This window comes from Bradyrhizobium sp. th-b2 (genome assembly GCF_000426785.1).
GTDB classification, from domain to species: Bacteria; Pseudomonadota; Alphaproteobacteria; order Rhizobiales; family Xanthobacteraceae; genus Bradyrhizobium; species Bradyrhizobium septentrionale.
Map to the genome: position 1 here is coordinate 75,782 of NZ_AUGA01000006.1, position 20,220 is coordinate 96,001.

Sequence of the window (20,220 nt, forward strand, 5' to 3'; positions counted from 1 at the left end):
TCTCGTGCGTGAGGTGTCCTTGCAGGGCTGGTTCGTTCTCGCAATCTCGGCGGCCTATGTGACCGCGCTGTTCCTGATCGCCTGGTGGGGCGACCGGCGCAGCGTCGACGGTCCGCTGGTGTCGCCGACATCGTGGACGGCCGCGGTCAGCTATTGCCTGACGCTCGCGGTCTACAACACCTCCTGGAGCTTCTACGGGTCGGTCGGCCGGGCCGCGACCAGCGGGCTCGACTTCGTCACCATCTATCTCGGCCCGACGCTGGTGCTGCTGTTCGCCCAGCCGCTGCTCGTCAAGGTGATCGCGATCGCCAAGGCGCAGAACGTGACCTCGATCGCCGATTTCATCGCCGCGCGTTACGGCAAGAGCCAGTCGCTGGCCGCGCTGGTGACCCTGGCCTCGTTGCTCGGCGTGCTGCCCTATATCGCGCTCCAGCTGAAGGCGGTCGGCAAGAGTTTTGACTATCTCATCCTGCAGCCGGAACGGGCCGGTGGCGCGGCGTTGCAGTTCTGGCAGGACTCCGCCTTTGGAGTCGCCGCATCGATGGCGTTGTTCGCGATCATCTTCGGCGTACGCCATGTTCATGCCAGCGAGCATCATCGCGGATTGATGTTGGCGATCGCGTTCGAGAGCGTGGTCAAGCTGGTCGCGTTCCTGATCGTGGCGCTGTTCGTGCTGTTCGGCATCGCCGGCGGACCGGGCGAGCTGCTGTCGCAGGTTCGTCTCGATCCAGAGCTCGCGCAGGTCCTGTCGCTCGATATCGGCCAGCCGGTCTGGCCGGCGACCATCATCATCTCGGCGATCGCCTTCCTGTGCCTGCCGCAGGCGTTCCATGTCGCGATCGTCGAGAACGAACAGCCCGCGCATACCCGCACCGCTGCGTGGCTCTATCCGCTCTATCTTGCGGCGTTCAGCCTGCTGATCCTGCCGATTGCCGCCACGGGCCTGGCCCGGTTCGGCGGCATGATGGATCCCGACACATACGTGATCTCGCTGCCGATCGCCTCCGATGCCAAGACCGTCAGCCTGATCGCGTTCCTGGGCGGGCTGTCGGCCGCGACCGGCATGGTGATCATGACCGCGGTGGCGCTGAGTACGATGCTGTGCAACGACGTCATCATGCCGCTGCTGTTGCGCTGGCGCTTCCTCGGCCGGCGCGCGGCGAACTGGTCGGTATCGCGCACGCTGATGGCGGTGCGCCGGTTCTCGATCGTCGGCATCCTCCTGCTGGCCTATCTGATGCACCGTCTGGTCAATCACGGCTATCCGCTGACGGTGATCGGCCTGTTGTCGTTCGTGGCGGTGGCGCAGTTCGGGCCGGCCTTCATCGGCGGCCTGTTCTGGCCGCGCGCCAACAAGGCCGGCGCCTCGGTCGGGATCGCGGTCGGCTTCGTGATCTGGGCCTACACACTGCTGCTGCCGTCCGCCGGGCTGTTATGGCCGGCGCTCGCGCCGATCGCGCGCGATGGATTGCTGCCATGGCTCAAGCCCGGTGGGCTGTTCGGTCTCGAGGGGCTCGATCCGATCTCGCATGCCACGCTGTGGAGCCTCAGCGTCAATATCGCCTGCTTCGTGCTGTTCTCGCTGCTCGGACGGCAATCGACCATCGAGCGCAATCAGGCCGCGGCTTTCACCCAAGGCGCGGCGCGTGGGACCGCCTCGCCATTGTCGTCTCGCGTCCTGGTCCGGCTCGATGATCTGCGCGCGCTCGCGATCCGCTTTGTCGGCAGCGAACGCGGCGTGGCCGCCTTCGACGCCTATCTCGCCGCGCGCCGCGCCGGCCATGCGCCGGCACTCGACCCGTCGGGCCTTGTCGATCTCGATTCGATCCGTTTCACGGAAAACCTGCTCGCCGGCGCCATCGGCGCGGCGTCGGCGCGCGTGGTGATCGCGGCCTCGCTCGAGGGCCATTCGCTGTCGCGGCGCGCGGCGATGGCGATGCTGGACGAGGCCTCCGAAGCGCTGCGCTTCAACCGCCATCTCTTGCAGAGCACGCTGGAGAGCGTGCCGCAGGGCATCTGCGCCTTCGACGCCGACTTCAACATCTCGGCATGGAACGGTCGCTTTATCGAGCTGCTCGATCTGCCGCGCGATCTCGTGCGCGTCGGCCTGCCGCTCGCCGATCTGATTGCCTTCAACGTCGATCGCGGCGAATACGCGGCGGCCGAGTTCTCCGCGCTGTTGGTCAATCGCGACGTCGCGACGCAAGTGTGGCCCTATGTCTACGAGCGCAAACGCCCGGACGGCACCGTGCTCGAAATCGTCTATGACCGCATCGCCGGCGGCGGCTACGTCTCGACCTACACCGACGTCACCGAACGGCATCGCGCCGCCGAGGCGCTGCGCCGGGCCAATGAGGATCTGGAGCTGCGCGTGCGTGAGCGGACCGAAGCGCTGGAGCGCGCCAAGGCGGACGCCGAGCACGCCAATCTCGGCAAGACGCGCTTCCTCGCAGCCGCCAGCCATGACCTGCTGCAGCCGCTGAACGCGGCGCGGTTATTCCTGTCGGCGCTTGACGAAAGCTTGCGGGTACAGCCGAGCGCCGGTGACAAGGACCGGAGGCTGGCCGGTAGCGCGATTACGGCGCTGCGCTCGACCGAGCATATGCTCGACACGCTGCTCGACATCTCCTCCTATGATTCCGGTGCGGTGCGCGCCGAGCCGGTCGATTTACCGATCGCCGATCTCCTGGCGCAGCTCAGCGTCGAGTTCGACGCCATGGCGCGTGAGCGCGGCCTGTCCTTGCGCGTCGTTGATTGCGCCTGTGTGGTGCGGAGCGATCCGCATCTGCTGCGCAGAATCCTGCAGAACTTGTTGTCGAACGCGGTGCGCTACACGCCGAAAGGCCGTATCCTGCTGGGATGCCGGCGCAAGGCCGGCGCGCTCCGGATCGAGGTCTGGGACACCGGTATCGGCATCGCCGAGACGGACCGCGACCGGATATTCGAGGAGTTCCAGCGGCTCGTGCCCGCGGCCGACAAGGGGCTCGGCCTCGGGCTTGCGATCGTCGACCGCATCTCGCGCCTTCTCGGACACACCGTTAACGTGCGCTCGCGTCCCGGCCACGGTTCCTGTTTTGCGGTCACCTTACCCCTGGCGTCCGGTCCCGGTGCGACGCTGCGCCGTGCGCGCGCTGCGGCTGCGCCGCTGCCGGCCGAGCAACCGCTGACGATCCTGTGCCTCGACAACGATGCGACGATCCTGCAGGGGCTCATGGCGCTGCTCGGGGGCTGGGGCCATCATGTCGTGACTGCGACAGACCCGGCCGCGGCGATGGCGGCAGCAACCGCCGGGCCGCCCGATGTCGTGCTGCTCGACCACCACCTTGACGGCGGCCGCAGCGGTCTTGATTTTCTCGACGATCTCAGGCGCGCATCGGCGTACAACGTGCGCGCGCTGCTGATCACCGGCGATCGCAGCGAGGAGGTTCGCAGCGCGGCGAAGGCGCGCGGCTGCGAAATCCTGCTCAAGCCGGTCAAGCCGGCTGCGCTGCGACGTTTCCTGAGCGGCGAGGCCTTGACCCGTCGGCTCGCCACCCATGAGGACCGTCACCCGGCATGACCACACGCATCGTCATCGGCGACGACCATCCGCTGGTGCAGGCCGCGCTGCAGAGCGCACTGTCGGCCGTGCTTCCCGATCTCGAGATCATTCCCTGCCAGTCGCTCGACGAGGTATTGGCGGCGGTGCCCGGCCGCATCGAGGAGATCGACCTGATCCTGCTCGACCTGACGATGCCGGGCATCCAGGGATTTGCGGCGCTCTTCGTCCTGCTCGCACAGTTTCCGACGGTGCCGGTCGCGATCATCTCGGCGCGGCAGGATGCGGCCACGATCCGCCGCGCCATCGCCTATGGCGCCTCCGGCTATATCCCGAAATCGCTCGGCCTGCCGGCGATGGCGGACGCCATCACGCGCATCCTGGGCGGCGAAATCTGGATGCCGCCGAACATCGGCGGCCGGGGCTCGATCCAGAGCGAGGACGTGGAGCTGGCGGCGCGCGCGGCCTCGCTGTCGCCGCAACAACTGCGCATCCTGGCGATGATCGTCGAAGGCAAGCTCAACAAGCAGATCGCGGCCGAAATCGGCATCGCCGAGCAAACCGTCAAGGGCCATGTCTCGACCATCCTGCGCAAGCTCGGGGTGGGATCGCGCACCCAGGCCGCCGTGCTGGCCGAGCGGCTGGCGTTCGGCAGCGCGCGAGGCGTTTCATCGCCTGCACAGCGAGAAGGGTGAAGGCGCCGAGGATATCCTCCTGGCTGCCGTCGCCGGCAAACAGACTGAGAACGGAAATGTTCGTGGTTTTGTACGCAAGTGGCGCACCCGACACGATTCGAACGTGTGACCTTTGCCTTCGGAGGGCAACGCTCTATCCAGCTGAGCTACGGGTGCGTGCAGGCCACCATTTAGCTGATTGCCCCAAGGTCGGCAACGGCGTTGTCCGGCCGGTTAAGGGCTGTAAACTGCCTCTGCCAATATGACAGGCTGCGTAAAAGGCCGTCTTTCGAGGGAGTTTGCCCATGCGTCCGCTGGAATTCGGCTGGTATCTGCCCACGCATGGCGACACCACGGCCTATGAGCTGATGGAGGCGCAGGTCGCGGGGTCGCCGGAACTCTGCGAGCGGGTGGTCAAGGCCGCCGAGGACGCCGGGTTTGAGTATCTCCTGATCCCGGTCGGCTCGGTGTGCTGGGAGGCCTGGATCTCCGGCGCCTTCATGGCGGCGCGCTCGGAGCGGATCAAGCCGCTGATTGCAGCAAGGCCCGGCTACATCAACCCGGTGCTGATGGCCAAGATGATCTCGACCTTCGACCAGATGTCGGGCGGGCGGATCTGCATCAATCTGATCGCCGGCCAGAACGAGAGCGAGGTCGAGGCCGAAGGCGTACGCTACGCCAAGGAAGAACGCTACGCGCTGATGGAGGAGGAGGTCTCGATCCTCAAGGCGCTGTGGACGACCCGTGGCCCGGTGCATTTCCAGGGCAAGTTTCACACGATCTCCGGCGCGCATATCAGGCCGCGTCCGCTGCAGCAGCCGTTTCCAAAATTCTATCTCGGCGGCGGCTCGCGGCAGGCCTGGGAGGTGTCGGCGAAGCATTCCGACGTCCATCTGTTCTGGGGCGATCTGCCGGAGCGCATCGCGGAGAACATCGCCGAGATCCGGCGGATGGCGCGGGCGCATGACCGCGAGGACGCGATCGGCTTCGGCATGCGGCTGCAGGTGATCTGCCGCGAGGACGAGACGGACGCCTGGGAGGCGGCCGACCGGCTGGTGCGCCACGCCACCGAGCGGCAGAAGCAGGAGATGAAGACGCTGTACATCCGCTCCGAGGCCAACCAGCGCGTGCAGCAGCTCGCGCGCGACTATGGCGATCTGTTGATGCCGCATCTGTGGACCGGCATCACCAGGGTGCGGCCGGGCGCCGGCATCGCGGTGGTCGGCAATCCCGCGCAATGCGCTGCGACGTTGCAGCGGTTCATCGACGCCGGCTGCCATTCCTTCTGCCTGTCCGGCTATCTGCATGACGAGGAGGCCGAGCGGTTCGGCCGCCTGATCCGCCCGATCCTCGCCGCCAACAATCGCGGGCGGCTCGCGGCCTGAGGCGCAGTCCCGAAGCTTTCCGAAAATTCATGGGTGAATCGGCGCCTGACGCGCCATGATCAAGCTTCATCTCATCGCCGCTAGCGGCACCACGGAGTTGAACCATGCATCATCGGGCCTGGCTTGCGGCATTGGCGCTGCTTGTCATGACGGCGGCTCACGCGCCGATCGCGTCGGCGACGCCGGCGCAGACCGAGCGCGACCAGAAGCCGGTCAAGGAGATCGCGAGCGGACGCGTTGCCGTCGGCAGCGCGACCTTTCCGCTCTACCTGTCGGCCGACTGGTCCAATCCGCTGCCGGACGTCACCCGCGCGGTCCTCGTGCTGCACGGCGTGCTGCGCAATGCCGACGATTATTTCCGCGCGGCGCTGAGCGCGCAGGCCGCGGCCGGCGATGCCGGCAAGGCGACGCTGATGATCGCGCCGCAATTCCTGATCGAGCCTGACGTCGAGGCGTTCAAGCTGCCGGCGGAGACGCTGCGCTGGAGCCTCTATGGCTGGCAGGGCGGCGAGCCCGCGATCGCGCCTGGTCCTGCGAGTTCGTTCGAGGCGCTCGACGCCATCTTGGCCAGGCTCGGCGACCGCAGACTGTTTCCGAACCTGAAGGACGTCGTCGTGTTCGGCCATTCCGGCGGCGGCCAGGTGGTGCAGCGCTATGCGATCGCGGTGAAGGGCGATCAGGTGCTGCTGCGCGAAGGCGTCGGCGTGCGCTACGTGGTCGCCAATCCCTCCTCCTATGCCTATTTCACCAAGGAGCGGCCGCTTCCCGCGATCGCGGCGAACTGCCATGGTTACAACAAGTGGAAGTTCGGCATGGACGACCGTCCGCCCTATCTCGCCGGGCCTTCACCGACGGCGCTGGAGCAGGCCTATGTCGCGCGCCGCGTATCTATCTCCTGGGAACGCTCGACACCAATCCCGATCATCCCGCGCTCGACAAGTCCTGCATGGCGGAAGCCGAGGGGCCGTATCGCTACGCGCGCGGGCATTCCTATTTCGCCGCGATGCAGGCGCGCGACGGCGGCACGCCGAACCACAGGCTTTGGGACGTGCCCGGCGTCGGCCATGAGGGCGGCAAGATGCTCAACTCGCCCTGCGGCCTCACCGCGGTGTTCGATATCCCCGGCTGCGAGGCGGCGCACTGAAGCCGCGCACACACCGGAATGTGTGCGGGGGCCCGGTGGCGAGCGCAATCGATATCGCTTACGCTCATACCGCAATGTGAGTGGAGCATCACAACCGACGACGCAATGGAGGACATCATGAGGTTACGTTTGCTCGTGGTTCTGGCGGCCGGTACATTCCTTGGCTTGACGGCGGCCAATGCCGCGGAGGGCTGTGGCGACGGTTGCCACAGGACCTCAAGAGGCGCTTGCGTGGTTGACGGCTGGGGCACCAGCGCGCGGGTCAGGAACGAATGCCCGGTCACCTCGCGTCCAACTCCGCCGTGCGGTGGCCGCGGATTTATCTGGCGGCGCGACTACCAGGCGTGCAGCCAGACGACGCGGGATTGGCTGTAGAGCTTCGGTTCTGAGCGGCTACGGCCGCGTCACGCCGGCACGATCACCTTGCCGATCGGCCACAGCGCGATGCCGGCAAGCTTGAGATGCGCCCAGGCGAACGGGATGCCGATGATGGTCACCGCGAGCAGGATCGCGGTGATGACGTGGCCGATCGCGAGCCACCAGCCGGCCAGGATGAACCAGATCAGATTGCCGATCACGCCGAGCGGTCCGGTTCCGATATCGGACGTGCCGGTGACTTCGTCGCGGCGGACCGCGCGCGAGCCGAACGGCAGCAGCGTGTAGACCGCGATGTTGAAGGCGGCGCGCGCCCAGGGCAGCCCGATGATGGTGATGGCCATGATCACGGCGGCGACCAGCCAGCCGAACGCCATCCATGCGCCACCGATCAGAATCCAGAGGATGTTCAGGAGGATAGACACAGGCTGCATGACTGACACCTTGGCGCCGCTTCGAATGTCTCCAATATAGGCTGATGTCCGGTGTGGCGGTAGGTGTCGCCCACGCGCGCAAGCGGCGGCGGGGCGCAAATCGCGAGCAGACCCGTGAGCTGCGCTGCGGCTGAGGCGCTGAAGATAACCCTCATTTCGTTGCATCTCCCTTGATCGCAATTAAGCTTCCGCGGCCGGCAACGCGGCGAAAGGGAGAGCAACAGTGAGAAAAAAACTTCACACGAGAAAAATACCTCACACCGGAAAACTACTTGGGGCAGGACTTCTGGCGGTGCTGGCATTGAGCACGCAGGCCGCGCCAGCTGAGGAGGCCACCCGCTTCCCGCCGCTCAAGGCCGAGGAGCTGTCGCCGGCGCAAAAGGCCTGGGTCGACGTGATCAGCGCGCCGCCGCGCAACGCCAAATTCACTGCGCCGCCCTACCGCGCCTATCTCCGCAATCCCGATCTGGCGCCAAAACTATCGAACCTGTCGGAGTATCTGCGCTGGAATACCTCGCTGCCGGCGCGGCTCAGCGAAATGGCGATCCTGATCACGGCGCGGCACTGGACCGCGCAATATGAATGGTCTGCGCATTATCCGCTGGCGATGAAGGGTGGGCTCGATCCCAAGATCGCGGATGCGATCGCCAGGGGCAAGCGGCCCGAAGCCATGAAGGACGACGAGGCCGCGCTCTACGATCTCGGCATCGCGCTCTATCGCGACAAGAAGGTCAATGATGCCGTCTACAAGGCCGCGCTGGAGAAGTTCGGCGAACGCGGCATTTTGGATATCATCGGCATCATGGGCTACTACGACATGGTCTCGATGACGCTGATCGCGATGCAGGCCGGCTCCGCCAATGACAGCGTTCCGCCGCTGCCGGTGCTGGAGAAGTAGGGCTGTTGCCGTCGTCATGGCCGGGCTTGACCCGGCCATCCACGTCTTTCTTCAGGTGGAACCAAAGACGTGGATGCCCGGGACAAGCCCGGACATGACGGGCTTGCTGGGCAAGCCCCTCGCTCCCCGAACGCACAGCATGACCGTCATATGCGATAGCCTTGCTCGTAAACGTGAGACGAGCAGCCCTACCGCCGAAAACCGCTGGCGCGCGAATAGCTCTGGCGGTTCTCCTGCGACGGGCGCGCTGACATGCTGGCGCGAGTCTCGCTGGCGACGGGCGTCGCCGGCTTGAGATCCTCGAGGAAGATCGGCTTGGCGAAGTAATAGCCCTGGGCATAGCGGATCTTGGTCGCCGCCTGCAGATAGGTGAGCTCCTCGTAGGACTCGATGCCCTCGGCGATCACGGTCATGCCGAGCGCATCGCTAAGCGATTCGATCGCGCGCAGGATGCCCTGGCTGCGCGGCCGCTGATGGATGTCGGTGATGAAGGAGCGGTCGATCTTGATCTCGTCGGCGGTGATATCCGCCAGCGCCGACAGCGACGAATAGCCGATGCCGAAATCGTCGATCGAGATGCCGACGCCGATGCCGCGCAGGATCGGCAGGATCTGGTCCTGGAAATGCGACCGGGTCACGAACGCGTCCTCGGTCACCTCGATCATGAAGCGTTTCGGGAAGCCCGTCTCCTCGATCGCGCGCGCGAAGCGGCGCATGAACTCGATGTTGGAAGCCTGCTTGGCGGCGACGTTGATGCTGATCGTCGCGGTGGGGCCGAACGTGTCGTTGATCAGGTCGATCGACTTGACGATCTCCGCCAGCACCAGGAATGTCAGCTCGTCGATCAGTCCGAGCTCGACGGCGAGATTGATGAAGGTGCCCGGCGCCTGGATCACGCCCTCGTCGTCGCGCAGCCGCACCAGCGCCTCGATGCCCTTGACCTCCAGGCTGCGGATATCGACCTTGGGCTGGAATGCGCAGCAGAAGCGCTTTTCCAGGATCGCCAGCCGCAGCGACTGCTCGATCTTCATCCGCGCCAGCGCCTCGCGCTCCATGCTGTTGTCGAAGAACGCGGTCGCGCCCTTGCCGTTGTTCTTGACGCGGTACATCGCGATGTCGGCATTCTGGCGCAGCGCCTCGTAGCTCCTGCCATGCATCGGGTAGAGGCTGACGCCGATCGAGGTCGAGGCGAAGATCTCGGATTCCTCGATGAAGAACGGCGCCTTCAGCCGCTCCTGCATGACATCGATGAATTCGGCAACCTCGTCATTGCCGCTGATCGGGTTCAGCAGCAGCAGGAATTCGTCGCCGGAGATGCGCGACAGGATATCGGTGGCGCGCAGCGCGTGGCCGAGCCGCTTGGACAGTTCGACCAGCAGCGCATCGCCGATCGCGTGGCCGTAGTAATCGTTGATGTGCTTGAAGTTGTCGACATCGAGAAAGGCGAGCGCGAAATCGCTCTGGGAGGAGTCGCGGATCAGGCCGTTGACGCGATGCTCGATCACCCGGCGGGTCGGCAGGCCGGTGAGTTCATCGTAATAGGCCGAGCGGAACAGCTGGTCCTCGAAGGCTTTCTGCTCGCTGATGTCGGTCGAGGTCGAGATCAGGAGATTGCGTCCGCCGATCTGGACCGGCCGGTGCGAGGTGAGGAACACGTATTTGGTGGCGCCGCAGGAGAGGACTTCCTCGAGTACCACCGGGCGGCCGCTGCGCAGCAGGTCCAGATTGGCGGCGTGGCGTTCATCAACCGGCGTCGCCTGGCTCGCGCTGGCGGCGAGCTGCAACTGGGTTGCGGCGGCTTCGTTCACCAGGATGAACTGGCCCTGCTCGTCCTGCACGGTCACGCCCGCCGGCAGCAGCTGGAGGAGATCGCGCAGGATGCGCGATTCATTGTTGGAAATGTCGTCCTGGCCGGTCGCTGCCGCGCCCGCCTGAAAATCGATCCTGGTGAAACTGTGCATGTGCCGACCTTGGCAAAGTCCGTTGTAGTTTTGGTTAAGCGGACTTGCGAAATGCCGTGACAGAATGAGACCGCGGCGGCTTTCGCAAGCCGTCGCGGCAATCGTCATTAATAGAGTATCAATGGCGGCTTCGCCCGCCGGCGAAAGCGATTGCGGACCGCGCGGTTGCATCGGCACGAGCAAAAAATGCGCGTGTGCCGGAAAGCCTACTTTTCAACAGTTGGGCAACTTGCACTGCATCGTGCAGTGAACACCGGTCTTCAGGTAACTGATCTCGGTCTTGCCGTCGAACGGCCGCAGTGCCGACTTCAGCAGCTTGGTGCCGAAGCCGGCTTCGCCGATCGCCTCGACCACCGGCCCCTCGGTTTCGTCCCAGATCACGTTGAGACGTCCATCGTCCACTGACCACGATACCTGCAGAAACCCGCGCGGCGAGGAGAAGGCGCCATACTTTCCTGCGTTGGTTGCGAGCTCGTGGAAGATCAGCGCCAGCGAGACCGCGAGCTTGGCGGGCAGGAACAGCTGCTCGCCGTTCAGATTGAACCGCACATGGCCGTAAGGTCCGAGCTCCGAGCGCAGCAAATCCTTGATATCGCAACCATAGCCGTCGACCCGCGCGATCAGATCGTCGGTTGCCGAGAGCGCGCGGATGCGATGGTCGATGCGCTGCCAGACCTCGGGCCGGTCCTGCAGCGCCTGGTGCAGCACGGCGTGAATGGTCGAGGACTTGTTCTTCAGCCGGTGCTGCAACTCGTCGACCACGATCTTGCGGTACTGTTCCTCCTCGATCAGTCGCTTCGAGACTTCGCGCTGCTGCGCGACCAGGGAACGGTAGTGCTCGACGCCCCAGATCGCGATGCCGCACACCACCCAGAAAATCATCAGCAGCGCAAAGCGCGCCGGATCGGCGGTCGCGCCGCTGAAATTGAGGACAACGCCGAGCAGGCCGCTGGCCAGCGCGGTCGTAATCCCGATCCGGAAACCGCCCAGGGCGGTCGCAAAGAACACCGCCGGGAAATAGGGCGTGAAGAACACGTCCGGCCTGATCTGGGCGAGCCCGAAGCGCGCGGCCGTGGCCAAAACGAGACAAAGCACCGCGAAGGTGCCCGCAAGCAGCGTCGACGGCTGGGAATCGCCCCGCCAACCCGCCCTGAATTCGTCGATCCACTTCGCCATCGCTCGTTCCAGTTCACGTGAACAGGCGACCCAAAATAAGGCCGCTGCGACCGAAAAACCGCAGTTGTGGCCTTCTGGCCACAGGCGGACCTCGCAAACCCGGAAGCGTGGCTGTGCTTGCGTTGTCCGAAGTGGCTGGGGAATATCTGCAACATCATACGTCAGTTGGGGGATCGGCATGGGACGGCTGGACGGCAAGGTCGCGGTGATTACCGGGGCGACCAGCGGCATCGGGTTGCGCACGGCGGAAGTCTTTGTCGCGGAAGGCGCGAAGATCGTGATCGCCGGCCGCCGGGCGCCGGAAGGCGAGGCGCTGGCGCGACAGCTCGGCGGGACTTGCGTGTTTCGTCAGACCGACGTCACGGTCGAGGAACAGATGCAGGCGCTGATCGCGTTGGCGGTCGAGAAATTCGGCCGGATCGATTGCCTGTTCAACAATGCCGGTGGCCCGGCGCAGACCGGCGGCATCGAGGGCCTCGACGTCGAGCGGTTCGACGCCGCGATGGCCACGCTGGTGCGCAGCGTCATGCTCGGCATGAAGCACGTCGCGCCGATCATGCGCAAACAGGGTTCCGGCAGCATCATCAACAACGGCAGCATCGCCGGACGGCTCGCCGGCTTCTCCTCGTCGATGGTCTATGGCGCGGCGAAGGCCGCTGTTATTCATTTCACCAAATGCGTGGCGATGGAGCTCGGCGAGTCCGGTGTCCGCGTCAACTCGATCTCGCCCGGCGCGATCGCCACCGGCATTATCGGCAAGGCGCTCGGACTGTCGACCGAGGATGCCGAGAAGACGGCGGCGGTGATGCGCGAGGTCTACAAGGCAGCGCAGCCGATCCCGCGCGCGGGCCTGCCCGACGACATCGCGCATGCCGCGGTGTTTCTGGCGAGCGACGAATCGAGCTTCATCAACGGCCACGACCTCGTCGTCGACGGCGCCATCACCGGCGGCCGCAACTGGAGCCAGCAGCAGGCGGGCTACGTCACGCTGCGCAAGGCGTTCGATCAGGGGGCGGGGTAACGGAGTCACCGGGACGGGAGCATGAACGCGAAGCTTGAAAGCCGGCTGCGCTATCTCGCCGCGATCATTGTCGCGGGCGCGGTGGCGAGCATCGGAATCAATCTCGTGCAAGGCCGTCACACAATTGGGCCGCTGATGGCGGGCTTCGCTTATGCCCTCGTCACCTGCGTGGCGATCGGAGGGATCGAACTGTTCATCCTTCGGGGCCCGATGATGGAGCGGCTCAATCGCCTCTCCTTCATTGGACTTCTTGCTGTACGCAGCGCGATCTACGCCGGGATCATCATCGTCATTCAATTGCTCCAGGTCGGTGAGCGGGTTGCCGGGTTTCCGCTGCAAACCTCGATCGCGGATTTTGGAGTCAGCATCGCCTATTCCGCGGCAGTCTCGGTGCTCCTAAACCTCGGCTTCAGCATCGCCAATCTGATCGGCCCGCGCGTCTTCATGAACTTCGTCTCCGGCCGCTACCATTCCCCGGTCGAGGAGAACCGCTTTGTGCTGTTCGTCGATATCGCAGGCTCGACCGGGCTTGCCGAGCGGCTCGGCGGCATCGGCATTCATCGTTTTCTCGATCGCACCTTTCGCCTGCTCACGGGATCGGTCGTCGATTATCGCGGCGAGGTGCTGAACTATGTCGGCGACGAGATCATCGTGACCTGGCCGGAACGCCTTGGCGCGGTCGATTGCCGGCCGCTGCGCTGTTTTGTGGCGATGCGCGCCGCGCTGCAAAAGGCGGCGTCACAATTCGAGCGCGAGTTCGACGCGGTGCCGCAGATCCGCGGCAGCCTGCATTTCGGGCCCGTGATCGTCGGCGAGATCGGCGACGTCAAACCGGCCATCGTGTTCAACGGCGACGTCATGAACACCGCGGCGCGGCTGGAGGAGTTGAGCCGCAAGGTCGATGGCGGCTTTCTCGCCTCGCGCACGGCGATGGCGCGCTTCGCCGCCGCGCCGCCGTTTCCCGTGCACGATCTCGGCCGGCTCCCGATCCGCGGCCGCGTCGACGGCATCGACGTCGTAGGGATCGGCGCGGCGGCATGACCTTTCGCCTCCTAAACGGCGCCCTCGTCAGGAATATTCAGCACGGTGCCGCACGCCTTGCAGTGGACGGCATCGATATCGTGACGAAGAAGGCCACAGGAAGGGCATCTGAACCGCACCTTGCTTGGGCTGAACAATACCTTTGCCAGATTCAGGAAGAGCGTGACGCCGAAGATCATGATCACGACCGTAATCATGCGACCCGGCGTTCCCGGTAAAGTGATATCGCCAAAGCCCGTGGTCGTGAGCGCGGTAATCGTGAAATAAAGTGCGTCTGCGTAGTTCTTGATGCCGGGGTTCACGCCTCGTTGCGTTTCGTAAACCACGCCCGTCATAATGAAAACGAAGACGGACAAATTGATGATTGCGATCAAAAGTTCTTCGTTGCGACGAAAGAAGACGCTGTCCTCACGGAGGAATTGAACCACGCGGTACGTTCGCAACAGCCGAAACGTGCGGAGTACGCGCAAGAAGCCGGCGGCTTCGCTCGCTGTTGCTGCCAGCAAGGATACAATCGCAGCGACGTCGGTCCAGGTCGTGATGCTGAGCAGTTCGCGGCTCACCCGACGACTTCCTGCCATGCGCAAAATCAACTCGATGAGAAAGGCGACACCAATAGTAACATCGAGGCCCCGCACCAATTCGCTGCGCGGCAGGAACGATGTGCCGATGATGAACAGAAGTGAGACCAAATCAAAGACCAGGAGCGCATAGAGAAAGAGACGCGAATTGGCGCTGCGTCCACAATACAGGTGGCGCATTGCAGTCCGAAATCGAGAAAGCGGCGTTCGAGGAGAGCCCTCAGCCTGCGCTCCCAGTGCTGACACGCTTGTCGCCTCCACAGGCTATGACGATCCTGCGTTTGCAGTGATGTTCGTGGTCGAACCTGCCGGCCGCCCGGCACCTTGCCCAACTTTCCTGTGGCCACTCCAAATGACCAAGCTTGATGTAGATCAACGCGGGAAAAACTGGCGCCGGTCAATTCCGACAGTCTGTTGCCAAAGCTGCGGGGTAAATCCATGAGCGTTATCTGGACGATTATTATTGGTTTTATTGTCGGAGTGATCGCCAAGTTCATCATGCCTGGCGACAAGTCGGAGCCCAAGGGCTTCATCCTCACGGCCGTTCTGGGAATTGTCGGTGCGTTCGTAGCGACCTACCTTGGCCAGGCCGTTGGATGGTACGGGCCCGGGGAGAGCACAGGCTTCATCGGTGCTGTTGTCGGCGCAATCATTCTGCTGGTTCTTTACGGCCTCGTGACGGGCCGCCAAGGGCGCGCTTGATTGATTGGCCATCGGTGGTCGTCGATACGGGCCGGCGATCCATGCCTCGCGGCTGGCCGCTACCCCTCGGAAGGATCGCGGAACTCGCCGATCTTGCGGACTGCGACGTCGATCGACATCCCCAGATAGTCGTTCGCATCGCCAAACCACGAACCAGCCAGCGGGATCGCCTGGCCTGGATGGCGGGCGATCGCCACCGGGATCAGATCAAATCCGGCACTGATGCTGTTGGTCGGATCGTAATCCAGCCAACCGGCACCGGGAAGAAACACCTGCAGCCAGGCATGCGTTGCGCCGGAGCCGGTCATGCCAACGGCGCCGCCATCCACGGCTGCATCATAGAGGTAGCCGCTGACGAAGCGCGCCGCGAACCCTAGCCGGCGCAAGGTCTCGATCATCAGCCAGGCAAAGTCCCGGCAGGTACCAGATCTTTTGTGGAGAGTATCGGAAGGCGATTGCGTCCCTTCAGTATCCCTCGCGCAATAGCTGAAGGAGCGAAACGAGCTGAGCATGCGCTGCAAAACATCGATGGTTTGATCCTGGTCACCTGCAACGAAATTCTTGGTCCATGCCGCCACGCTGCCGTCGGGATCCTCGGCATGAGGACGTAGATAGCCAGCGAGGTCGGTCCACTCATCCGGGGTGTATTGTACGGGCACCTCATCGGCTCGAGACTCGAGTGGAAACGCCTCGACTCCCTTTACGCCGAAGTAGACTCCCCGAACCTGGAACGCAATTTTGAGTTCGCGGGCCGGCTCACTGAAATCCATCACCGTTATGGCGTTGGTCCGGGAGTCGGTAACCCAGCGGATCGTTGAGGGCACGCTGGTCTCTACCGACCAGCTCAGCAACCGCGCGGAGGCGCCGCGTCGCGGCAGGAACATAGCTCGATGGGTACCGAAGGTGACAGGCCTCGCGTATCGGTAGGTGGTGGTATGGCTTATTTCGCCAAGCATCGCCATACGAGCCTTCTCCCGGTTGGGCCGTCGCGCCGAGGAAGAGCAAAGATCGGGTTATCGCGTGGCCGAAGCAGTGGAATGCGCCGCTAACCGAACTTGATGCAGAAGAACGCAAGTCGATATTGATCTAGGTCAACACGCCGCGTTGCGTGGAACTGAGTGCGCGGGCGGTACCCCTGGTTTCGTCCAATTGTTCGGTCAACTGCCGCCCGCGGGTCACAAGGCGAAATAGGCTAGCGTCGCCAAGGTATCAGGCTGCGACAAATTAACCCGACGGGCAAATTTCCGCTTCGCGTTTCACCCAACTCAGATGTCCGCGCGCGACACCTAAGCTGTCATGCTGGGGCGCGAAGCAACCGAACTGTACCATCGGCGCGACGCCCCGTTTTCCTCCGGCGTGGATAATCCTAGAGCCTTGCTGGCGAAGTCGATTGCGGCGATCGCGGTGATGTCGGCGATGCTGAACTTATCACCCGCAACGAATGGCGCCTCGGACAAGCGTGCCTCGAGGTCGCCGTAGAAGTCGGCGATCCGGCGCCGGCCGCGGACGACCAGCTCGGGGATCTGATCGTAGCCGTGGGGACCTGCGATTGCGCGCCCTTTGAGGCCGGCGGCCCCGTTGCGCACGGCCTCCATCACCGAAGCGAAGCCCTCCAACTCCATCCGGCGTTCCCACATGGTGACGATCGCCTTTTCCTTGGACGAACCTCCGAGTAACGGCGGGTTCGGATGCGTTTCTTCGAGATAGCGGATGATCGCTGGTACTTCCGCTATGGCCGTGCCGTCGTCAAGAACGAGGGCGGGCACGACGCGTCGTGGGTTGATCGTCGCGTAGGCGTCCGAGAACTGTTCGCGCGTGCCGAGATCGACCGGCACGAAGGGCATCGTTATGCCCTTCTCCGCCAGGTAGATCCTGACGCGGCGCGAGTTGGGCGAGCTGGAGGACTGGTAGAGCTTCATGGCTGGTCTCCCGAAGTCAAAGTTTTGAGCCGCCGCCGACCTGGATGGTGTCGCCGGTCACCCAGCGGGCGGAATACGAGGCGAGAAAGGTCACGACGTCGGCGACGTCGTCGGCATGACCGATCCGTTGCAGGGCTTGCATCTTGAGCGCGTAGTCGCGGCCCTCATCCGTCTTGGCGAATTCCGACATGTCGGTGTCGATGATGCCCGGCGCCACTGCATTGACGCGGATTCCGCGCGGTCCGAGCAGCGAGGCGAAGTGCTTCACCATCGTGTCGATCGCGCCTTTGGTGGCTGAATACGCCGACAACTGCCCGACAGCGGCCCGCGCCGCCAATGACGATGTCATCACAATGCTGGAGCCGTCGCCCATCAGGGGGAGCAACTGCTGCACTAGGAAGAACGGCGCGCGGACGTTGACCGCGAACATGCGATCGAAATCCTCGACGGTCTGCGCTTCGATGGTGGCGGGCACCGCAATTCCCGCGTTGGCGACCAGAATGTCGAGTTGGCCGACGACGAGCTTGCGCACCTCCGTGGCGAGCCTCTGTGCGCCATCGGATGCGGACAGATCGGCGCCGACGGCGTCGGCCTGCCCACCGGCTTCGCGGATTTCCGCGACCAGTGAATGCGCGTCCTCGGCGGAATTTCCGTAGTGAACGATGACGCGGGCGCCGGCGAGAGCAAGCGCGCGGGCGGTGGCGCGGCCGATGCCTCGAGAGGCACCGGTGACGAGGGCGGTTCGGCTGATGAGGTCGGTCATGGTTGGTCTCCTGGTTGGATTGTTATCGGTGTGTCTTCACGCGGCGGTCTTGCCGCCGTTGACGCTGATGATCTGGCCGGTGATGAACGACGCCTTGCTCGAGGCCGCAAACAGGATGGCGTCCGCGAGCTCCTCGGGGCGCCCCGCACGCTTCAGCGGAATTCCCGCGACCATCCCGGCCTTGCGACCGGCGGTGCCCGTGAACCTGTCGAGCATCGCGGTCTCTATCGGACCGGGTGCGATCGCATTGACGCGAACGCCGAAGGCGGCCGCCTCCAGGGCGGCGGATTTGGTCAAGCCTTCGACGGCGTGCTTGCTGGCGACGTAGAGCGAAGCATTCGGCGCGCCGCGGCTGCCCATGGTCGATGAGATGTTCACGATGCTGCCGAAACCTTGTGGCTGCATGGCCCGGAGCTCGTGCTTCATCGACAGGAGGACACCGAGCACGTTCGTGTCGAACGTCGCCGCGTAGCTCTCGGCGGTTTGCTCGGTCACCGGACCGGGCGCGCCTTCCGTGCCGGCGTTGTTGACCGCCACGTCGAGGCGGCCGAACCGCTTCATCGTCCGCTCGACCAGTGCCGAAACGTCGCTCTCGCGCCGGACGTCGGCGCGGACGAATTCGGCCTCGACGCCGTGCGAACGGAGTTCGTCGGTCAGTGCACGGCCTGCATCGTCGTGGCGACCGGAAACAACCAGGCTGGCGCCCTCGCGAGCGAAGGCGAGCGCCGTGGCGCGGCCGATGCCGGTAAGGGCACCGGTAATCAGGACAACGGGATTGTTCATATCACTCTCCAGCCGGTCCGGCCGATATGCTTGATCGGCCTGGTTCGTCAATCCGTCCGCAGCGGAGCCTCGGAGGCTTTTGCGTTGGTTTGGCTTCAATGACCGGAGATTTAGGAGAGGCTGGCTTCTTTGAGAAAGACTTCGTAAGGTGCGAGGTATGCTTTTTAGGACTAGCTATGGAGCTGAGACACCTCCGTTATTTCGTTGCCGTGGCCGAAGAGGGCAGCTTTTCGGTTGCGGCGGAAAAGCGTCTGCACACCGCGCAGCCGTCACTGAGCCGTCAGATCCACGATCTTGAACTGGAGCTCGGTGTGCAGTTGTTCGTGCGCGGACCGCGCGGCATTGAACTGACGCCATCGGGGCGCGTGTTTCTTGACCATGCGCGAGTGGCTCTGCTGCAGGTCGAGGCCGCCGCCGAAGCCGCGAGGCGCGCCGCACAGCCGGCGAAATCGGCTTTTTCGATCGGGTTTCTGACTGGCTACGAGATGGACTGGCTTCCGGCGGTCATGAATATCCTGCGCGGCAAGCTGTCGAGCACGGAAATCACGATCCGTAGCGAGGACTCTCCCGACCTCGCTGCGGCACTGACGCGGGGCAAGATCGATCTAGCGTTCATGCGTCCGGAGAAGAGCACCGCGGGTCTTCAGTTCAAGTTGCTCCGCCATGATCCGATCCTGGCCGTGATGCCGCGAGACCATCCGCTTGCGGCACGCACCTCGATCCGACCGAAGGATCTGATGGGGGAGAGCTACATCGGCGTTTCCCTGGTCAGGGCGCCAATGCTGCGCGCGGCGATCGATGACTTCTTCAGGCGTCACGGGTTGACGATCGAAGCAGCGCACCAGGCGGAAAATCTGGCCATGGCCGTTTCGCTAGTCGCCTCCACCGGCGGCATCAGCCTCCTTCCGCTCTACGCGCAGAACTTGATCCCGAAAACCATCGTCTTCCGTCCGATTCAGGGCGCGCCGCCCATGGTCGATCTGGTGATCGGCTACAATGAGAGTAATCGCTCTCCGTTGCTGGAGTTTGTTCTCTCGAGGGTAGACGAGATCAAGTTTCAGGCGCTGAGGCACGAGGGGGGATAGCGTCGGCCGAAACCACCAATATGCCTTTTCAGCGAAGATGCGGATCACCGAGTTGCCGGGCGGGTCAAGTCCCAGTTACTTCGCTTTTACAGAATTTTCTCTTGGCGCCGACCCCAACTCACCGGTTTGATGCCGCCGTCTCACCCGATCGAGGGGCGCTTCGCGGTCGTCACGAACGCGGTGTGGGATGCGGTGGACGCCGAGCGTGGAGCTGACGAGAGCGCGCGAAGCGGACGGTGAAGTCGTGTGGTCCTGACGCCCTAGCGGCCGGTGTCTCTCCGCAAAACGCGCAAGCGCTTTTGCGGAGACGGTGACAAACAAGCCCAGTCTCGCCGGGGAGAGCGCGAAGTAAGCCGTAAAACCATCGCGCAGGGAAAGCCGGATTGCTCCGGTTACACCTGTGGTCCTACCCCCGTGCTTTCACGCTTTGCACGGGGCCCATGGGTGCGATCGGCACCCGGCTTTCCCTGCGCCCTCTGTCTGAAGAGTGGCGAAATGAGATGCAAAGCTAGGACGATTCATGTCGCGAGAATGCGAAGCTGCGCGCTGGTCGAATCCAAGCGGGCGCCACATATTCGGTGTCGTCCCGGCGAAAGCCAGGACCCATTACCCCAGTCGCTCGCTATTGCGCGACGCTGGGGCCGCGACCCCTTTCACAACTATCGCCTGTAGTTATGGGTCCTGGCTTTCGCCAGGACGACGCGGTGAGGGCGGGACGCCCAATCCTTCCCGCGTCGCGC

At 64.1% G+C, this 20,220-nt stretch carries 17 protein-coding genes, 1 tRNA gene and 1 pseudogene; 10 read left to right on the forward strand and 9 right to left on the reverse strand.

What is annotated here, in order from left to right; all coding sequences use genetic code 11:
- Positions 1-4: 4 nt before the first annotated feature.
- Both K359_RS0111420 and K359_RS51710 read left to right on the forward strand, forming a co-directional pair.
- Positions 5-3,559, forward strand: a complete 3,555-nt coding sequence (locus K359_RS0111420) for a PAS domain-containing hybrid sensor histidine kinase/response regulator (protein WP_156928461.1) — start codon at positions 5-7, stop codon at positions 3,557-3,559.
- The gene (locus K359_RS51710) at positions 3,556-4,233 is read left to right on the forward strand and encodes a response regulator transcription factor (RefSeq protein WP_035976470.1); all 678 of its coding nucleotides are present in this window, start codon (positions 3,556-3,558) and stop codon (positions 4,231-4,233) included. Before K359_RS0111420 ends, K359_RS51710 begins: the two co-directional genes overlap by 4 nt.
- Positions 4,234-4,312: 79 nt before the next feature.
- Here the strand turns inward: K359_RS51710 and K359_RS0111430 are convergent.
- Positions 4,313-4,389, reverse strand: a tRNA-Arg gene (locus K359_RS0111430).
- Between the two features lie 128 nt (positions 4,390-4,517).
- Between K359_RS0111430 and K359_RS0111435 the strand changes: the two genes are divergently transcribed.
- The 3 genes and pseudogenes from K359_RS0111435 to K359_RS66165 all read left to right on the forward strand — a co-directional run bounded on the left by K359_RS0111435 (position 4,518) and on the right by K359_RS66165 (position 7,116).
- Positions 4,518-5,597, forward strand: coding sequence for an LLM class flavin-dependent oxidoreductase (locus K359_RS0111435; protein WP_029079467.1), 1,080 nt, complete (start codon positions 4,518-4,520; stop codon positions 5,595-5,597).
- Positions 5,598-5,701: 104 nt separating this feature from the next.
- Positions 5,702-6,741: pseudogene (locus tag K359_RS51715) on the forward strand (alpha/beta hydrolase).
- A 117-nt stretch (positions 6,742-6,858) separates the two neighbouring features.
- Positions 6,859-7,116: a GCG_CRPN prefix-to-repeats domain-containing protein gene (locus K359_RS66165; protein ID WP_371261146.1), complete on the forward strand. Its 258-nt coding sequence runs from the start codon at positions 6,859-6,861 to the stop codon at positions 7,114-7,116.
- 29 nt (positions 7,117-7,145) lie between these two features.
- Here K359_RS66165 and K359_RS0111445 read toward each other — a convergent pair whose 3' ends face one another.
- Positions 7,146-7,550 (reverse strand): YccF domain-containing protein, encoded by a 405-nt coding sequence (locus tag K359_RS0111445; RefSeq protein ID WP_029079468.1) that lies wholly within the window; start codon positions 7,548-7,550, stop codon positions 7,146-7,148.
- Between the two features lie 223 nt (positions 7,551-7,773).
- Here K359_RS0111445 and K359_RS0111450 point away from each other — a divergent pair, with 223 nt between their 5' ends.
- Positions 7,774-8,448 carry a carboxymuconolactone decarboxylase family protein gene (locus tag K359_RS0111450; RefSeq protein WP_245284577.1) on the forward strand — a complete coding sequence of 225 codons (675 nt, stop codon included), beginning with the start codon at positions 7,774-7,776 and terminating at the stop codon, positions 8,446-8,448.
- Between the two features lie 188 nt (positions 8,449-8,636).
- Here K359_RS0111450 and K359_RS0111455 read toward each other — a convergent pair whose 3' ends face one another.
- Together K359_RS0111455 and K359_RS0111460 are read right to left on the reverse strand one after the other, a co-directional pair.
- Complete coding sequence (locus K359_RS0111455; protein ID WP_029079470.1) at positions 8,637-10,409, reverse strand: bifunctional diguanylate cyclase/phosphodiesterase; 1,773 nt, start codon at positions 10,407-10,409, stop codon at positions 8,637-8,639.
- A gap of 213 nt (positions 10,410-10,622) precedes the next feature.
- Complete coding sequence (locus K359_RS0111460; protein WP_029079471.1) at positions 10,623-11,585, reverse strand: sensor histidine kinase; 963 nt, start codon at positions 11,583-11,585, stop codon at positions 10,623-10,625.
- A 178-nt stretch (positions 11,586-11,763) separates the two neighbouring features.
- On the opposite strand from K359_RS0111460, the gene K359_RS0111465 reads away from it, so the two are divergent.
- Together K359_RS0111465 and K359_RS0111470 are read left to right on the forward strand one after the other, a co-directional pair.
- Complete coding sequence (locus tag K359_RS0111465) at positions 11,764-12,606, forward strand: SDR family NAD(P)-dependent oxidoreductase (RefSeq protein WP_029079472.1); 843 nt, start codon at positions 11,764-11,766, stop codon at positions 12,604-12,606.
- Between the two features lie 21 nt (positions 12,607-12,627).
- Positions 12,628-13,647 carry an adenylate/guanylate cyclase domain-containing protein gene (locus K359_RS0111470; protein WP_029079473.1) on the forward strand — a complete coding sequence of 340 codons (1,020 nt, stop codon included), beginning with the start codon at positions 12,628-12,630 and terminating at the stop codon, positions 13,645-13,647.
- Positions 13,648-13,658: 11 nt separating this feature from the next.
- Here the strand turns inward: K359_RS0111470 and K359_RS0111475 are convergent, their stop codons facing one another.
- Positions 13,659-14,408, reverse strand: coding sequence for an ion transporter (locus tag K359_RS0111475; protein ID WP_029079474.1), 750 nt, complete (start codon positions 14,406-14,408; stop codon positions 13,659-13,661).
- A 258-nt stretch (positions 14,409-14,666) separates the two neighbouring features.
- Between K359_RS0111475 and K359_RS0111480 the strand changes: the two genes are divergently transcribed.
- Entirely contained in the window at positions 14,667-14,930 is a 264-nt protein-coding gene (locus K359_RS0111480; protein WP_029079475.1) for a GlsB/YeaQ/YmgE family stress response membrane protein, read from the forward strand.
- A 59-nt stretch (positions 14,931-14,989) separates the two neighbouring features.
- Here K359_RS0111480 and K359_RS0111485 read toward each other — a convergent pair whose 3' ends face one another.
- From K359_RS0111485 to K359_RS0111500, 4 genes are all read right to left on the reverse strand, one after another.
- Positions 14,990-15,892 (reverse strand): transglutaminase family protein, encoded by a 903-nt coding sequence (locus K359_RS0111485; protein WP_029079476.1) that lies wholly within the window; start codon positions 15,890-15,892, stop codon positions 14,990-14,992.
- A 324-nt stretch (positions 15,893-16,216) separates the two neighbouring features.
- A complete protein-coding gene (locus K359_RS0111490) occupies positions 16,217-16,849 on the reverse strand; it encodes a glutathione S-transferase family protein (protein WP_029079477.1) in 633 nt (210 codons plus the stop codon).
- A 16-nt stretch (positions 16,850-16,865) separates the two neighbouring features.
- Complete coding sequence (locus tag K359_RS0111495) at positions 16,866-17,612, reverse strand: SDR family oxidoreductase (protein WP_029079478.1); 747 nt, start codon at positions 17,610-17,612, stop codon at positions 16,866-16,868.
- A gap of 36 nt (positions 17,613-17,648) precedes the next feature.
- A complete protein-coding gene (locus K359_RS0111500) occupies positions 17,649-18,395 on the reverse strand; it encodes an SDR family NAD(P)-dependent oxidoreductase (RefSeq protein ID WP_029079479.1) in 747 nt (248 codons plus the stop codon).
- A gap of 176 nt (positions 18,396-18,571) precedes the next feature.
- Between K359_RS0111500 and K359_RS0111505 the strand changes: the two genes are divergently transcribed.
- Positions 18,572-19,480, forward strand: coding sequence for a LysR family transcriptional regulator (locus tag K359_RS0111505; protein ID WP_029079480.1), 909 nt, complete (start codon positions 18,572-18,574; stop codon positions 19,478-19,480).
- The last annotated feature ends 740 nt before the right edge of the window (positions 19,481-20,220 follow it).

Excerpts from the sequence above, each read along its gene's own strand:
- K359_RS66165 (WP_371261146.1), top strand. The coding sequence starts at position 6,859 with ATGAGGTTACGTTTGCTCGTGGTTCTGGCGGCCGGTACATTCCTTGGC.
- K359_RS0111445 (WP_029079468.1), bottom strand. The coding sequence starts at position 7,550 with ATGCAGCCTGTGTCTATCCTCCTGAACATCCTCTGGATTCTGATCGGT.
- K359_RS0111435 (WP_029079467.1), top strand. The coding sequence starts at position 4,518 with ATGCGTCCGCTGGAATTCGGCTGGTATCTGCCCACGCATGGCGACACC.
- K359_RS51710 (WP_035976470.1), top strand. The coding sequence starts at position 3,556 with ATGACCACACGCATCGTCATCGGCGACGACCATCCGCTGGTGCAGGCC.
- K359_RS0111500 (WP_029079479.1), bottom strand. The coding sequence starts at position 18,395 with ATGAACAATCCCGTTGTCCTGATTACCGGTGCCCTTACCGGCATCGGC.
- K359_RS0111470 (WP_029079473.1), top strand. The coding sequence starts at position 12,628 with ATGAACGCGAAGCTTGAAAGCCGGCTGCGCTATCTCGCCGCGATCATT.
- K359_RS0111465 (WP_029079472.1), top strand. The coding sequence starts at position 11,764 with ATGGGACGGCTGGACGGCAAGGTCGCGGTGATTACCGGGGCGACCAGC.
- K359_RS0111455 (WP_029079470.1), bottom strand. The coding sequence starts at position 10,409 with ATGCACAGTTTCACCAGGATCGATTTTCAGGCGGGCGCGGCAGCGACC.
- K359_RS0111475 (WP_029079474.1), bottom strand. The coding sequence starts at position 14,408 with ATGCGCCACCTGTATTGTGGACGCAGCGCCAATTCGCGTCTCTTTCTC.
- K359_RS0111480 (WP_029079475.1), top strand. The coding sequence starts at position 14,667 with ATGAGCGTTATCTGGACGATTATTATTGGTTTTATTGTCGGAGTGATC.
- K359_RS0111460 (WP_029079471.1), bottom strand. The coding sequence starts at position 11,585 with ATGGCGAAGTGGATCGACGAATTCAGGGCGGGTTGGCGGGGCGATTCC.
- K359_RS0111505 (WP_029079480.1), top strand. The coding sequence starts at position 18,572 with ATGGAGCTGAGACACCTCCGTTATTTCGTTGCCGTGGCCGAAGAGGGC.
- K359_RS0111495 (WP_029079478.1), bottom strand. The coding sequence starts at position 17,612 with ATGACCGACCTCATCAGCCGAACCGCCCTCGTCACCGGTGCCTCTCGA.
- K359_RS0111485 (WP_029079476.1), bottom strand. The coding sequence starts at position 15,892 with ATGGCGATGCTTGGCGAAATAAGCCATACCACCACCTACCGATACGCG.
- K359_RS0111490 (WP_029079477.1), bottom strand. The coding sequence starts at position 16,849 with ATGAAGCTCTACCAGTCCTCCAGCTCGCCCAACTCGCGCCGCGTCAGG.